Origin of the sequence: Kribbella sp. NPDC003557, from assembly GCF_040610805.1 — a bacterium.
In the GTDB taxonomy this organism is placed as follows: domain Bacteria; phylum Actinomycetota; class Actinomycetes; order Propionibacteriales; family Kribbellaceae; genus Kribbella.
The window spans coordinates 45,526-58,790 of record NZ_JBEXMY010000002.1; the positions used below are offsets into that span (position 1 = coordinate 45,526).

Annotated in this window: 15 protein-coding genes; 8 read left to right on the plus strand and 7 right to left on the minus strand. The window is 70.2% G+C overall.

The genetic code is table 11. The features are described from left to right. The first annotated feature begins 61 nt into the window (after positions 1–61). Positions 62–982 (plus strand): Ku protein, encoded by a 921-nt coding sequence (locus ABZW60_RS06145; RefSeq protein WP_355474575.1) that lies wholly within the window; start codon positions 62–64, stop codon positions 980–982. 24 nt (positions 983–1,006) lie between these two features. Next, positions 1,007–1,732, plus strand: a complete 726-nt coding sequence (locus tag ABZW60_RS06150; RefSeq protein ID WP_355474577.1) for a sulfite exporter TauE/SafE family protein — start codon at positions 1,007–1,009, stop codon at positions 1,730–1,732. On the opposite strand, the gene ABZW60_RS06155 is transcribed toward ABZW60_RS06150, so the two are convergent. Then, entirely contained in the window at positions 1,701–2,363 is a 663-nt protein-coding gene (locus ABZW60_RS06155; RefSeq protein WP_355474579.1) for a hypothetical protein, read from the minus strand. The two genes, ABZW60_RS06150 and ABZW60_RS06155, sit on opposite strands and share 32 nt — an antisense overlap. Positions 2,364–2,461: 98 nt before the next feature. On the opposite strand from ABZW60_RS06155, the gene ABZW60_RS06160 reads away from it, so the two are divergent. Then, positions 2,462–4,561: a thiamine pyrophosphate-dependent enzyme gene (locus ABZW60_RS06160; RefSeq protein WP_355474581.1), complete on the plus strand. Its 2,100-nt coding sequence runs from the start codon at positions 2,462–2,464 to the stop codon at positions 4,559–4,561. Here ABZW60_RS06160 and ABZW60_RS06165 read toward each other — a convergent pair. Beyond that, complete coding sequence (locus tag ABZW60_RS06165; RefSeq protein WP_355474583.1) at positions 4,554–5,030, minus strand: DUF1992 domain-containing protein; 477 nt, start codon at positions 5,028–5,030, stop codon at positions 4,554–4,556. The genes ABZW60_RS06160 and ABZW60_RS06165 overlap by 8 nt on opposite strands. A gap of 86 nt (positions 5,031–5,116) precedes the next feature. Here ABZW60_RS06165 and ABZW60_RS06170 point away from each other — a divergent pair, with 86 nt between their 5' ends. Together ABZW60_RS06170 and ABZW60_RS06175 are read left to right on the plus strand one after the other, a co-directional pair. Beyond that, complete coding sequence (locus tag ABZW60_RS06170) at positions 5,117–5,698, plus strand: hypothetical protein (RefSeq protein ID WP_355474585.1); 582 nt, start codon at positions 5,117–5,119, stop codon at positions 5,696–5,698. A gap of 8 nt (positions 5,699–5,706) precedes the next feature. Next, entirely contained in the window at positions 5,707–6,012 is a 306-nt protein-coding gene (locus tag ABZW60_RS06175) for a protease inhibitor I42 family protein (protein WP_355474587.1), read from the plus strand. A gap of 58 nt (positions 6,013–6,070) precedes the next feature. On the opposite strand, the gene ABZW60_RS06180 is transcribed toward ABZW60_RS06175, so the two are convergent. Next, the gene (locus ABZW60_RS06180; protein WP_355474589.1) at positions 6,071–6,493 is read right to left on the minus strand and encodes a hypothetical protein; all 423 of its coding nucleotides are present in this window, start codon (positions 6,491–6,493) and stop codon (positions 6,071–6,073) included. 10 nt (positions 6,494–6,503) lie between these two features. Next, positions 6,504–7,616, minus strand: a complete 1,113-nt coding sequence (locus tag ABZW60_RS06185) for a C1 family peptidase (RefSeq protein WP_355474591.1) — start codon at positions 7,614–7,616, stop codon at positions 6,504–6,506. 235 nt (positions 7,617–7,851) lie between these two features. Here ABZW60_RS06185 and ABZW60_RS06190 point away from each other — a divergent pair, with 235 nt between their 5' ends. Genes ABZW60_RS06190 through ABZW60_RS06200 form a run of 3 tightly spaced genes read left to right on the plus strand, consistent with a single transcriptional unit; the run spans position 7,852 to position 11,560 of the window. Continuing rightward, entirely contained in the window at positions 7,852–9,396 is a 1,545-nt protein-coding gene (locus tag ABZW60_RS06190) for an aldehyde dehydrogenase family protein (protein ID WP_355474592.1), read from the plus strand. After that, positions 9,393–10,565: an FAD-binding oxidoreductase gene (locus ABZW60_RS06195; RefSeq protein ID WP_355474594.1), complete on the plus strand. Its 1,173-nt coding sequence runs from the start codon at positions 9,393–9,395 to the stop codon at positions 10,563–10,565. Before ABZW60_RS06190 ends, ABZW60_RS06195 begins: the two co-directional genes overlap by 4 nt. Beyond that, complete coding sequence (locus ABZW60_RS06200; protein ID WP_355474596.1) at positions 10,565–11,560, plus strand: ornithine cyclodeaminase family protein; 996 nt, start codon at positions 10,565–10,567, stop codon at positions 11,558–11,560. The genes ABZW60_RS06195 and ABZW60_RS06200 overlap by 1 nt, the downstream gene beginning before the upstream one ends. 130 nt (positions 11,561–11,690) lie before the next feature. Here the strand turns inward: ABZW60_RS06200 and ABZW60_RS06205 are convergent, their stop codons facing one another. The 3 genes from ABZW60_RS06205 to ABZW60_RS06215 are packed head-to-tail and all read right to left on the minus strand — an operon-like array spanning position 11,691 to position 13,221. After that, positions 11,691–12,434: an SDR family oxidoreductase gene (locus ABZW60_RS06205; protein ID WP_355474598.1), complete on the minus strand. Its 744-nt coding sequence runs from the start codon at positions 12,432–12,434 to the stop codon at positions 11,691–11,693. Further along, entirely contained in the window at positions 12,434–12,910 is a 477-nt protein-coding gene (locus ABZW60_RS06210) for an SRPBCC family protein (protein WP_355474599.1), read from the minus strand. Before ABZW60_RS06210 ends, ABZW60_RS06205 begins: the two co-directional genes overlap by 1 nt. Next, on the minus strand, positions 12,907–13,221 hold the full coding sequence (locus ABZW60_RS06215; RefSeq protein ID WP_355474601.1) for a metalloregulator ArsR/SmtB family transcription factor: 315 nt from the start codon (positions 13,219–13,221) through the stop codon (positions 12,907–12,909). Before ABZW60_RS06215 ends, ABZW60_RS06210 begins: the two co-directional genes overlap by 4 nt. Between the last annotated feature and the right edge of the window lie 44 nt (positions 13,222–13,265).

The following is a 13,265-nucleotide window of genomic DNA, read 5'->3' on the forward strand; positions in this document are numbered from 1 at the left end:
CGTCGAGGTACGAACCGCTGCGATCTGGGTACCGGCTGGGCCGACCGGAGAGGAGCCGATCATGGCGCGGGCGATCTGGAGCGGGTACATCAACTTCGGGCTGGTCTCGGTGCCGGTCGGGCTGTACAGCGCGACCCAGGAGCACGAGATCGACTTCCACCAGTTCCAGAAGGGGACGTCGGACAGGATCCGGTACAAGCGGGTGAACGAGCGCACCGGCCGCGAGGTGCCGTACGACAAGATCGTGAAGGGGCACGACGTCGGCGGCGGGGAGTACGTGATCGTCGAGCCCGACGAGCTGGACGACATCGCGCCGGGCAAGTCCCGGTCGCTGGAGATCGACACGTTCGTCGACCTCGACGAGATCGACCCGATGCACTTCCAGAAGAGCTACTACCTCGGCCCGTCCGACGCCGAGAACGCCTCGTCGTACGCGCTGCTGCGGGACGCGCTGGCGAAGACGAACCGGGCCGGCATCGCGAGGTTCGTGATGCGCGGCAAGGAGTACCTGGCGACGATCCGCGCCGACGGCAGTGTGCTGGTGCTGGAGACGATGTTCTTCGCCGACGAGATCCGCGACCCGGACGAGGAGCTCGGCAAGCTGCCGCGGAAGTCGGGCGCCGGCAAGCAACTGTCGATGGCCGTGGACCTGATCGAGGCGATGAGCGGCGAGTGGAAGCCGGCCTCGTACGAGGACACGTACACCGAGCGGGTGAAGGAGCTGGTGAAGTCCAAGCACCAGGGCAAGGAGATCGTGTACTCCGAGGAGGAGCCGCAGGCCACGAACCCGACCGACCTGGTCGCCGCCCTCCGCGCGAGCGTCGAGGAGGCCCGCAAGTCCCGCGGCACCCGCAAGAAGACCGGTCCGGCGAAGAAGACCGCCGCCAAGAAGACAGCTGCCAAGAAGACAGCTGCGAAGAAGGCCGGGGTGAAGAAGGCCGGGGTGAAGAAGGCGGCCAAGGGCAGGAAGAAGGCGGCCTGAGCGCGGCGGCTAGAGTCTGCGGGCGTGGGTGGGCTTCTGCTGGGCAGCGTCGTACTGCTGGGAGCGTCGGTCCAGTGGATGACCGGAATGGGATTCGCGCTGGTGGCGGTCCCGGCCCTGGTCCTGGTGCTCGGCCCGCACGACGGGGTCTCGCTGGCCAACTGCGGCGCCGGGCTGATCTGCCTGGCGGGCCTGGCGGAAGGCTGGCGGCAGGTCCGGCTGCGTTCGATGCTGCCGCTGATCGTCGCTGCCGCGTGCACGGTCCCGCTCGGCGGCTGGTTCGCCCGGCGTCTGCCCGAACCCGTCCTCCTGGTCACCATGGGCGCCCTGGTGACGATCGCCGTACTCCTCCTGCTGCGTGGTCTCCGCCTGCGCGCCCTGAGCGGCGTCGGCGGAGCAATCGGCGCCGGCGCGGTCGGCGGCTTCATGAACGCGTCGGCCGGCCTCGGCGGACCGCCGATGTCGCTGTACGCCGTCAACGCGGGCTGGACGATCCGCGAATTCGTCCCGAACGCGCTCTTCTACGGCGCGATCGTCAACGTGTTCTCGGTGGCGACGAGCGGGCTCCCCGGTCTCAGCGCGGGTCATTGGGCCGCGGCCGTTGTGGGGCTGGCGGCCGGAGCGGTCGTCGGGCGGACACTCGCCGGGCGGGTGTCCGAGCCGCGGGCACGGATGCTGGTCCTGATGCTGGCGTTGGTCGGCGGCGCGACGACGCTGCTCAAAGGTGTGTGGGGCCTTCTCCCTGTGTAGGGAGCAGGTAGCGGCCCGGGTTCGCCGGCGCACCGGCGTCCAGCCAGCGGTGGAAGCCGTCGGGGTTGCGGCGCTCGAACTCGTCGAGGCAGATCCGGCGGACCTCGGCGACGGCCTGGCGGTCGCGCAAACCGGCGCCGTGCGCGAGCTGTGTGGCGGTCTCGGACCACACCCCGCAGAGCTCCTCGATGCTGAGCGGGCACTGCAGGGACGCGATCAGCCGCTCGTCCTCCACGAGCTGCGTCTCCGACAGGCGCTCCAGCTTGCGCTGCCGCCGCGACGGCCGCGGACCACGGTCAGGTACGGCGAGGTCGACCAGGACGAACAGGGCGGCGAGGGCCAGCGCGGCGGTGATCCCGAGCGCGCCCCAGGCGAGCAGCCGGACCATGCCCGGCAGGCACAGCACCGCGGTCGCGGCCGTTGCCGCGACCAGGACCGCCGAGCCGTACGGCGCGTCGTCGGTCACGTGCCGGACCACCGCGGCCAGCGGCCAGACGAGCACGAACACCACGACCAGCAGGATCGACGCCGCGAGCGGACCCAGCAGCAGGACACCGGCCATCGCGCCCGCTGTCCCCACTCCCAGACCGGCCGCGTATCCCGCCCGCCGCGCGGTCCGGGGAACGTGCATCACCACAGCTCACACACCGTCACCACACCCCACAGAGTCCCGCTCGCCAGATGAACGAACAAGCCCTCCGTACGGTTCCCCCGGGATAATCCCGGATCATGGGTGAGATGAGGACCTTCGCCGACCGCGTCCGCGGCCTCGCCCCGGCCCCGTGGGAGCACGACGCGGAGTTGCTCCGCGGTCTGTTCGACGCTCAGCTCGGCAGCCGGCACGCGGACCTCGCGGCCCGCTGGATGCAGTCCCAGGGCACCGGCTTCTACACGATCGGCTCCGCCGGCCACGAGGGCAACGCCGCGGTCGCCGCCGCGCTGCAGCCGACCGACCCGGCCCTGCTGCACTACCGGTCCGGCGCCTTCTACCTGGCGCGGGCCGCCCAGTGCGGCTCGAAGGAGGGACTGCGCGACATCCTGCTCGGTGTCGCAGCGGCGACCAGCGAGCCGATCGCCGGCGGCCGGCACAAGGTGTTCGGCCGGCACGAGCTGTCGGTCATCCCGCAGACCTCGACGATCGCCTCGCACCTGCCGCGGGCGATGGGCGTCGCGTTCTCGATGAACCGGTCGGCCAAGCTCGGCGTCCCGTCCCCGTGGCCGGCCGACGCGATCGTCGTGACCAGCTTCGGCGACGCGTCCGCGAACCACTCGACGGCGACCGGTGCGATCAACGCGGCGCTGCACGCGTCGTACCAGGGTCTGCCGATGCCGTTGCTGCTGGTCTGCGAGGACAACGGCATCGGGATCAGCGTGCGCACCCCGGACGGCTGGATCCGGCAGGCGTACGGCTCCCGCCCCGGTCTGCGGTACTTCGACGCGGACGGCACCGACCTCGACGCGGCGCTGTCGATGGCTCGGGAAGCGGCGACCTTCGTCCGGCGGAACCGCCGGCCCGCGTTCCTGCGGCTGCGCACGGTCCGGCTGCTCGGTCATGCCGGCTCCGACGTGGAGACGGCGTACCGCTCCCCGGCGGAGCTGGCCGCGGACGAGGAGCTCGACCCCCTGCTCGGTACGGCGCGTTACCTGCTCGGCGCCGGCCTCACCGCCGACGAGATCATCGAGCTGTACGACGAGAAGCAGGCCGAGGCGCTGAGGATCGCGGCCGAGGTCGCGGGCCTCCCCCAGCTGACCTCGCCCGAAGCCGTCGCCGCGCCGCTGCGCTTCCCCGAGCCGGACGCGGTGGCCGAGGCACTGCCGCGACCGACCCCGACCGCGGAGCCGTTGACGCTCAGCCAGTCGATCAACCGCGCGCTGGGCGATGTCCTCGCGTCGTACCCGGAGGCGATGGTCTTCGGCGAGGACGTCGGCCGCAAGGGCGGTGTGTACGGCGTGACGCGCGGGCTGCAGAAGGCGTTCGGCCCGGCCCGGGTGTTCGACACGCTGCTCGACGAGCAGTCGATCCTCGGCCTCGCGCTCGGCGCCGGTGTCTCGGGGCTGCTGCCGATCCCCGAGATCCAGTACCTCGCCTACCTGCACAACGCCGAGGACCAGTTGCGCGGCGAGGCGGCGTCGCTGAAGTTCTTCTCCCAGGAGCAGTACGCGAACCCGATGTTGCTGCGGATCGCCGGCTACGGGTACCAGAAGGGCTTCGGCGGCCACTTCCACAACGACGACGCGATCGGCGTCCTGCGGGACATCCCGGGCGTCGTGATCGCGTCACCGTCGCGCCCGGACGACGCGGCCGCGATGCTGCACGCGTGTGCGGCCGCGGCCCGGTCGTCGGGCACGGTCAGCGTGTTCCTCGAGCCGATCGCCCTCTACCACCGGCGCGACCTGTACGCCGCCGGCGACGAGCGGTGGCTGGCGCCGTACGGCGGCGAACCCGCGGAGATCGGGCGCGGCCGGACGTACGGCGACGGCACCGGGCTGACCATCGTGACGTTCGGGAACGGCGTGCCGATGAGCCTGCGGGTGGCCGCGCGGGTGCCGGGGATCCGGGTGCTCGACCTGCGCTGGCTGGCGCCGTTGCCGGTCGAGGATCTGTTGCGCGAGGCAAACATCACCGGGCGGGTCCTGGTCGCCGACGAGACCCGGCGCTCCGGCGGGGTGTCCGAGGGCGTCCTGGCCACGCTGATCGACCACGGGTACGCCGGGCGGCTGGCCCGGGTGACGAGCTACGACTCGTACGTCCCGCTCGGCGCGGCCGCGCACGAGGTGCTGCTCAGCGAACAGACGATCGAGGACGCGGCCCGCGAACTGCTCAGCTGAACAGGCGCTGCCAGAACGACTTCTTCCGCGGCCGCTGGTCGTCGGCGGGCTGCGGGAGCGGCGTACGGGACGGGCGGTCCATCCGCCACTGGGCGACGACCGCGTCCTCGTTCACCGGGCCTGTCGGCACGACCGGTCCGGTGGTGTCGCGGATGGCCAGCCGGATCCGCTTGTTCAGGTCGGCCAGGTACTCCCGGACCTCGGATTCGCGCCGCATCCCGCGGACCTTCTCGTGGACCTGCTGCTTCTCCTTGCGGAGCTGCACCGCGGACGGCAGCAACGCCTCGGTCTCGACGTCCTCGCGGCGGATGAACTCCTTGACCCACCAGTCGGGATCATGCTGGTCGGCGAGCCTCAGCGGCTTGCCGGCACCGGGCAGGTCCTCGAACTCGCCCTGGTTCTGAGCCAGCTTGATCTGCGACTCGACCCACTCCTGGTTGCTCATCCCCGGTGGTCTGCGCTTCGTCATGGCCACACCTCGCTGTCGTCGTCGACAGTTGCTCCGAGACCCCAGCCTACCGGCTTGTGATTGCATTCACAAGGCATACTCGTGGTGTGCAGCTGACCGACGAAGAGATCGCGGCGATGACGCCGCAGGAGCGGCGGGAGCTGATCCTGCGGCTCGCACCGCGGCCTGCCGGGCTGCCGTCGCGGCGGACGATCGACCGGATCCGCAAGTGGCGGACGGTCCTGATGCTGGTCTGCGCGGCCGCGCTGATCCCGTGGACCGTCTACCTGGCGATCACCCTGCCCAGCCACTACGTCGCCCGGAACTGGGTCGCGACCTGGGTCGGGTTCGACATCCTGCTGCTGACGATGCTGGTACTGACCGCGCTGGCCGGCTGGAAGCGCAAGCAGTTCGTCTTCCCGACCGCGTTCGCGTCCGGGGTGCTGCTGATCTGCGACGCCTGGTTCGACGTGATGACCAGCCAGCGCGGCGGCGACCTCACCCAGGCACTCCTCAGCGCGTTCCTGGTCGAGCTCCCACTCGCCGTCGTCCTGATCGCAGGCCCGCTGCGCCTGCTCCGGTACGTCGCGATCCGGCACGGCATGATCCACCCGGACTCCCACCTCTGGCGGATGCCGATCCCGATCCCCGACCTCTACCCCGACCAGAAGGTGCCGCCGCCGACCTAAGCTGAGGTATGACCGAGTTGGAGGTGCCTGCGGGCGCGGGCGAGGTCTCGGCAGCTGTCGGCGATACGGTCGTCTTCCGGCTACCGGAGAACGCCACCACTGGCTACGTCTGGTCCGTCGCCGAGCGTGCGGCCGGACTTGCCGTCGCCGATTCGATGGTGCCGACCGAGGGCACGACCGCCGGCGGGGGCGGCGAGCACGTTTTCCACCTTCGGGCCGAGCGGCCGGGTGTCTGGCGCTTGAGGTTCCGGCTTGCGCGGGAGTGGGAGTCCGCCGCTCTCGACGAGCGCTTCCTGACCGTTCGGGCCAGCTGAGACCTGGAACGGCCCGGACCCGCGCGTCCCGCCGGGTCCGGACCGTGGCGATCGTGCATCACCAGAGATAGATCTCGTAGATCATCCCGTCGGCCTCCTCGCGAAGGCTGGTGGGCCGGTTGGTCTGGCGGGCCTGACCGGCCAGCGTCACCAGCGCCAGGAAGGCGCCATCGCGAAGGTTGACGATCTTGCGCCAGCCGACACCGACGATGTGGATGAACGCGTTGCGGGGCTGATCGATCGCCCACAACGCATCGATCTGCACGTTGGTGTGCCAGGTCACGGTGACAGCACCGGCACCGGCACCGGCCGCCTCGACGGCCGCGGACGGCGTCAGGGTCGGCGCGACCGCCAGGTCGACGTTCAGCGCGGCGACCTGCTCATCGGTGATGGTCGGGGCCGACGTTCCGGCGGCACCGGACGAGGACTCCGCACCGGGAGGTGCCTGCACCGGTCCGTTCTGCGAATTGGTAGTTGTCATGTCCGGTCCCTCACCATGCGTAGATCTGCGTGACGCTGCCGTTGTTCTCGTACAGACCGACCGGGCGCCCCAGCGCCTTGGCCGCGGCGAGCTCGGACAGCATGGCGTGCGACGTGACCGGCGAAGCGCCGTCCAGATGGAGCCAGCCGCGCTGCGAGCCGTACGCCCAAATGTTTCCGTCCGCCTGGTTGCTCCACAGCGCGGTGATCAGCTGGTTGGGCAGCCACGCCGTCACCGTGACACCGCGCACCGCGCAGGTCTGGAACGACTCGATACCGCACTCGCCGTACCCGATCCGGAAGTAGCCCGAGTCGCCCCAGCCGAGGCCCCAGCTGTTCCGGGCGATCCAGCACTGCTGCGCGTCGTCGTACCCGATGAGCACCACGCAGTGGCCGCCGGCGAGGCCGCCGGTGACATGGCGGTAGACGCCACTGCGGTAGCTGAAGAAGTCCTGGAAGACGTTGAAGCAGGCGGTGATCGCGCCGTAGCTCGAGATGTCGTTCTTCATCTGTGCCGCGTTGCCGGAGATGTTGGCCCAGTCCGTGACCTTTGCCAGCTTGTTGGGCCAGTCGGGGTTGATCTTGCTGTTCCCGTCCTGGTCACCGGCGGTGTACGGGTAGTAGTCCTCGAAGGTCACCCCGGTGGCCTTCGCATGCGTCAGTGCGTGGTCCGGCCACCAACCGCTGGAACAGTTCATCCCCTCCGACCGGGCATAGATGTAGAACAACTGCGCCTCGGACAGGTCGAGCGGCATGGTCGTACGCCGCGAGTACTTGAACACGACCTCCGTGGCACCGGCGGTTCCGAACGCGACGCAGGAACCACACCCGCCTTGGTCCTTCACGGGCGAGTCGTAATTGACGCCGCCGACCGCGCGGACGTCGAAAGCAGCCGGCGCGCCCACGCTCTCGGCTTTGGCCGCGATCGCGGCCGCCGTATCGGCCTCCGCCCGGTCCTGGAGTTCCGGGCGCGCAGGGACACCCAGGCGGAGGACCCTGTCCTTCTCGTCGAGTGCCGTGATCGACGTGTACGCCATTTCCCACGGCTGGCCGGCAGCCTCCAGCGCCTCCGCCAGCTTCGTCAGGTCCAGTGAACGCGGCCGTGGATCCGAATTGTCAGCCATAGCAAAATACCCCCTCGAGTGCTGACCTTCCCCATTTCGAACATAGACCTCCTCCAGACACCCAGCAACGGGGGTGCGCCGATTATCGGAAATTGTCAATTAATGCCGATTCCCAGCCCGGTCAGGAGAAATTCCACACCGTTCCGAACATTTGATTCAGGACGGGGGTTGGCAAGCCCGGGGCCGATGACAGAGAGTGGACGGCATCCCGGCCGAACCCGAGAGGACCCCGCCTGTGTCGTCTGTCATTCTGTCCGTCGTCGCCGGAGCACGCCTCCAGGATCCCGTTCGCGTCGGACCGTCGACCAACCCCGCGCGGTTGAGTGAGGTCGTCGGGACGGTCGGTAGTGCCGGGGCGGAGGTGTTCGTGCGGGCGGCTGAGGCTGCGCGGGCGGCGCAGGGCGGATGGGCTGCGACGCCGGCGCCGCAGCGCGGGCAGGTGATCTCGAATGTCGGCCGGTTGATGACCGCCAACAAGGACCGGCTGGCCGCGCTCGTCACCCGGGAGATCGGGAAGCCGATCGCCGAGGCGCTCGGGGAGGTGCAGGAGATCATCGACACCTGCGACTTCTTCCTCGGCGAGGGCCGCCGGCTCTACGGGCAGACGGTGCCGTCGGAGATGCCGGACAAGCAACTGTTCACGTTCCGCCGGCCGGTCGGCACGGTCGCGGTGATCACGGCCGGCAACTTCCCGGTCGCGGTCCCCTCCTGGTACATCGTCCCGGCGTTGCTCTGCGGCAACACGGTCGTCTGGAAGCCGGCCGAGTACTCCGCGGTCGTCTCGGACGCGTTCTACGAGATCTTCGCGCACTCCGGCGTACCGGCCGGCGTGTTCAACGTGGTGTACGCCGACGGTGCGGACACGTTCGCCGGCCTCGAGCAGGCGTTGCGGGCCGGGCTGGTGAACAAGGTCGGCTTCACCGGGTCGAGCGCGGTCGGCACCCAGATCGGCGAGCTGTGCGGACGCCACCTGCAGACGCCGTGCCTGGAGCTCGGCGGGAAGAACCCGATGGTGATCACCGAGGACGCGGACCTCGACCTGGCCGTCGAGGGCGCGCTGTTCTCCGGTTTCGGCACGGCGGGACAGCGGTGCACGTCGCTGGGGACGGCGATCGTGCACCGGTCCGTGTACGACGAGTTCCTGGACCGCTTCGCCCGGGCGACCGCCGAGGCAGCGATGGGCGATCCGACGCGGGACGTCCTGTTCGGGCCGCTGCTGGACGAGAAGTTCGCGGCCGGGTTCGAGAAGTCGCTGGGCTGGATCGCGGCCCACCACCGGGTGATCGGCCGGGTCGGGCGGGTGACGGCGGAGAACCCGCGCGCCGGGTTCGTCGGCGATCCCGCGGCCGGGCTGTTCTACCACCCGACGATCGTGGCCGGGGTGCGGGCCGACGACGAGCTGTTCCTGAACGAGACGTTCGGCCCGATCGTCGGCGTCACGCCGTACGCCACGCTCGACGAGGCGATTGCGTTGGGCAACAAGTCCGGGTACGGCCTGTCCAGCTCGATCTACACGACCGACCCGAACAAGGCGTTCCGGTTCGCGCAGGGGATCTCGGCGGGCATGGTGAGCGTCAACAACTCGACGTCCGGCGCCGAGGCGCACCTGCCGTTCGGCGGGAACGGCAAGTCCGGCAACGGGTCGCGACAGAGCGGGATGTGGGTGCTGGACCAGTTCACCCGCTGGCAGTCGATGAACTGGGACTACTCGGGCAAGCTGCAGAAAGCCCAGATGGACACGGAAACGGTGGAGGCCGACCTGTCGTACGAGCTGCCGTGACGCCGGCCGGCCTGCCGCCGTCGGCGGAGGTGGTGATCGTCGGCGGCGGGGTGGTGGGCACGAGTATCGCGTTCCACCTGGCCGAGGCCGGCGTGCGGGACGTGCTGCTGCTGGAGCAGGACCAGCTCGGCTCGGGCTCCACCTGCAAGGCGGCCGGCGGTGTCCGGGCGAACTTCTCCGACGAGGTGAACATCGCGCTCGGCGCCCGCAGCCTGGAGGCGTTCGCGCGGTTCGGCGATCGCCCGGGCCAGGAGATCGACCTGCACCGGGTCGGCTACCTGTTCCTGCTGGAAACCGCCGAGCAGGTCGAGCATTTCCGCGAGAGCACCGCTTTGCAGAACAGGCTGCAGCAAACCGCCGGACTGCCGACGCGGATGGTGTCCGTCGACGAAGCGATCTCGCTGGCGCCGATCGTCGCGCCGGACGGACTGATCGGCGCCTGCTTCTCGCCCACCGCAGGACACTGCACGCCGGAATCGGTTGTCCTCGGCTACGCGTCGGCCGCCCGGCGACTGGGCGCACGGCTGGCCACCGGATGCGAAGTGCTGGACATCGATGCTGTGGGCAACTACATCTCGGTGGTACGGACGAACCACGGCGACGTCCGGACCGGGACGGTGATCTGTGCCGCGGGTGCCTGGTCGGCGCGGATCGGCGAGATGGTCGGCGTCGGGTTGCCGGTCGTCCCGCTGCGGCGGCAGATCGTCGTCACGGAGGCGGTCCCCGGCCTGCCGACGACCCTGCCGATGACGATCGACTTCGGCACGACGTTCTACTTCCACCGCGAAGGTCCCGGCCTGCTGGTGGGGATGTCCGATCCTGACGAGGAGCCCGGGTTCCACCTGAACCGGACCGACACCTGGATCCCCCGGCTGACCGAGGCGATGGCCCGGCGGGCGCCTTCGCTGCTGGAGGTCGGACTGAGCGGCGGATGGGCCGGCCTGTACGAGGTGACGCCCGACCACAATGCGCTGATCGGCGAGGCTGCCACGGTGTCCCGTTTCCTTTATGCCACAGGCTTTTCCGGCCACGGTTTCCTTCAGGGCCCGGCCGTCGGTGAGGTGATCCGGGACCTCTACCTCGGTCGCGCGCCGGTCGTCGACGTCGGTCCGCTGGACGCGCGGCGGTTCGAGCGGTCCGGGGCGCGCGCCGAGCGGAACATCGTCTGATGACGCTGCTGCTGACCCGTTCGGACATTCTGCGCTCACTCGAGATCCCCGCCGTTCTCGACGCGTTGCGGTCCGGCTTCCGCGCGGCCGCCGAGATCGAGCCGCTGCGCGTCCGCACCGACCTCCCCGGTCCGGGAACGGCGACCGCGCTCCTGCCCGGGCTGATTCCGGGCATCCCGGCGTACACGGTGAAGGTCAACGCCAAGTTCCCGGGCGCCACGCCGGCGCTTCGGGGTGTCGTCTGCCTTCACGACCTGACCGACGGCACCCTCCTCGCGCTCCTCGACAGCTCCACCGTCACCGCCTGGCGCACCGGCCTGGCAGCCGCTCTCGCCACGGATGTGCTGGCATCAGCAGGGACGCCCGAGGGTCCGGACGATCGCACAGGAGAACGCGCCGGGCAGCCGGACCGTCGGCCGGCGCGTGGTGTCGTCGTCGGGGTGGTCGGGGCGGGAGCGCAGGCCGCCATGGTGCTTGCCGGACTGACTGCCCTCCGGCGGGTCGACCGTCTCGTCGTGCATGACGTCGTACCGGCGCGGTCTTCGCAATTCCTTTCCGGGCAAGGGATTCCTGGCGTCGTGGCGGGCAGCGCGCGGGAGGTGGCCGCGGCGGCGGACGTCGTCGTCCTCGCCACCTGGTCGCGTGAGCCGCTGCTCACGGCGGCGGACGCGCGGCCCGGCCTTCACCTCACCACACTCGGCGCCGACGAGCCTGGCAAGGTCGAGCTCGGCGCCGACCTGTTGTCAGCCGCGCGCATGGTGGTCGACGACCGGGCACTCGCCGTACAGATGGGTGCCCTGGGCAACGTCGGTCTCGGTGCCGAAGCTGCCGTGACACTGACGGACGTGCTGACCGGTGCGGCCGCGGGACGGCGATCGGCTGAGGAGATCACCGTCTATGCGCCGGTCGGCCTCCCCTGGCAGGACCTCGCGATCGCCTGGCCGGTGTACCAAGCCGCATCCGGCCACCCCCGCACCGTCGACTTCCTCAGCTAGCCACCATCTCCGTCCAAACCGAGGCTCGCCGGTCGTGCCGGGCGAACCCTCCACCTAAGTGGGCATCCCCTCACCTGGAGGGTCGCCCACCGAGAATCCGAAGGGGCAACCGTCCAGCTCGGTGGGCAAGCTAGTTGACCACTGCGCCGGCGGTGAGGTTCAGCGCGGTGCCGGTGATCGAGCGGGCCAGGTCGGAGGCCGCGAAGACGGCGGCGGCGCCGACGTCGGACAGCGTGGCGGCCCGGTTCAGCATCGTCTGGGCGGCGGTGTGCTCGGCGACCTCGCGGCGGAAGTCCTCCGGGTAGGTGTCCGGGTTCGACTCCGGGATGCCGTTGGTCTGCAGCGTGACCACCCGGACGCCGTGCGGGCCGAGCTCGGCGGCCAGGGTCCGGCGCATCGCCTCGACGGCGCCGAATCCGGCCTGGAAGGCACCGAGGTTCGGCGCCGGGTCGCCGTACCCGCCGAAGGTCAGGATCACGCCGGAGCCCTGCTCGACCATCCGCCGGGCGGCCGCGCGGGACGTCAGGTAGAACGTCCGCAGCATGTTCCGCACCGGTTCCTCGACCTCGGCCGGCGACATGTCGATCAGCGGCGTCCCGAAGAACTGCCGGTGGCCGATCAGGTTGAACGAGACGTCGATCCGGTCGAGGGTGCCGGCGTGGTCGTCGACGGAGCGTTCGTCGAGCGCGTCGACGACCGCGATCTCGGCCTTGCCGCCGGCCGCGCGGATCTCGCCGGCCACCCGGTCCAGGCGTTCCGCCGTCCGTCCGGCGAGGTGGACGGTCGCGCCTTCGGCGGCGAACGCCTTCGCGACCGCGCCGCCGATCGGTCCGGCCGCGCCGTACACGACCGCTTGTTTGTTCTCGAGCATCATCAGTGGGCCTCCTCGGCCAGTTCGGTGACGAGGGCGTCGAGTTTCCGCATCGAGGCGCGGAGGCCGTGCTCCATGCCGCCGCCGACGTACAGGTCCCGGTCCTCGACGGCGAAGAACACGGTGTTCTGCGTCAAGGTGGTGACCCCGTCGGCCTCGTCGAAGGTGATCAGATTCAGGTAGACGGTGCCCGGCGCCTGGTCGAACTCGTACGTCTGCACGATCCGCTCCGGCGTCGGCTCCCCGTGGTACAGCCCGTGGAACGCGTAGCCCTTGCCGGCGCTGTCGTAGTGCGTCCACCGCCAGCGGCCGCCGTGCCGCGGGTCGAGCTGGTTCACGACGAGCTCGAGCCGGGCCGGCCCGAGCCAGCGCTTCACGAGATCCGGCTCGGTGTACGCGCGGAACAGCAGGTCCCGCGGCGCGCGGAACTCCCGGACGACGACCACCTGCGGCACACCGGGCTCCGCGATGATCTTCACGACTCCTCCCGCAGGTCGCCGAGCAGGTCGTCGAGACGGTCGAAGCTCTCCGTCCAGTAGCCGCGGTAGTCCATCAGCCAGCCGACGGCCTCCCGGAGCGGCTCCGCCTCCAGGTGGCTGAGCCGGGCCGTCGCGCGTTGCGAGCGGCTGATCAGGCCGGCCTGCTCCAGCACCTTCAGGTGCTTGGAGACGGCCGGCTGCGACATGCTGAACGGCGCCGCGAGCTCGGCGACCGTCGCGTCGCCGCTCTTGAGGCGGGTCAGGATCGCCCGACGGGTCGGGTCGGCGAGCGCCGCGAAGACCCCGGTCAATCCGTCTTCATAACCAGATGGTTTCAGAACCATGTGGTTAAGAA

Bases quoted from the DNA above. Each gene is read 5' to 3' on its own strand.
- ABZW60_RS06205 (WP_355474598.1), bottom strand. From the start codon at position 12,434: ATGATGCTCGAGAACAAACAAGCGGTCGTGTACGGCGCGGCCGGACCG.
- ABZW60_RS06185 (WP_355474591.1), bottom strand. From the start codon at position 7,616: ATGGCTGACAATTCGGATCCACGGCCGCGTTCACTGGACCTGACGAAG.
- ABZW60_RS06145 (WP_355474575.1), top strand. From the start codon at position 62: ATGGCGCGGGCGATCTGGAGCGGGTACATCAACTTCGGGCTGGTCTCG.
- ABZW60_RS06165 (WP_355474583.1), bottom strand. From the start codon at position 5,030: ATGACGAAGCGCAGACCACCGGGGATGAGCAACCAGGAGTGGGTCGAG.
- ABZW60_RS06180 (WP_355474589.1), bottom strand. From the start codon at position 6,493: ATGACAACTACCAATTCGCAGAACGGACCGGTGCAGGCACCTCCCGGT.
- ABZW60_RS06155 (WP_355474579.1), bottom strand. From the start codon at position 2,363: ATGCACGTTCCCCGGACCGCGCGGCGGGCGGGATACGCGGCCGGTCTG.
- ABZW60_RS06200 (WP_355474596.1), top strand. From the start codon at position 10,565: ATGACGCTGCTGCTGACCCGTTCGGACATTCTGCGCTCACTCGAGATC.
- ABZW60_RS06160 (WP_355474581.1), top strand. From the start codon at position 2,462: ATGGGTGAGATGAGGACCTTCGCCGACCGCGTCCGCGGCCTCGCCCCG.
- ABZW60_RS06175 (WP_355474587.1), top strand. From the start codon at position 5,707: ATGACCGAGTTGGAGGTGCCTGCGGGCGCGGGCGAGGTCTCGGCAGCT.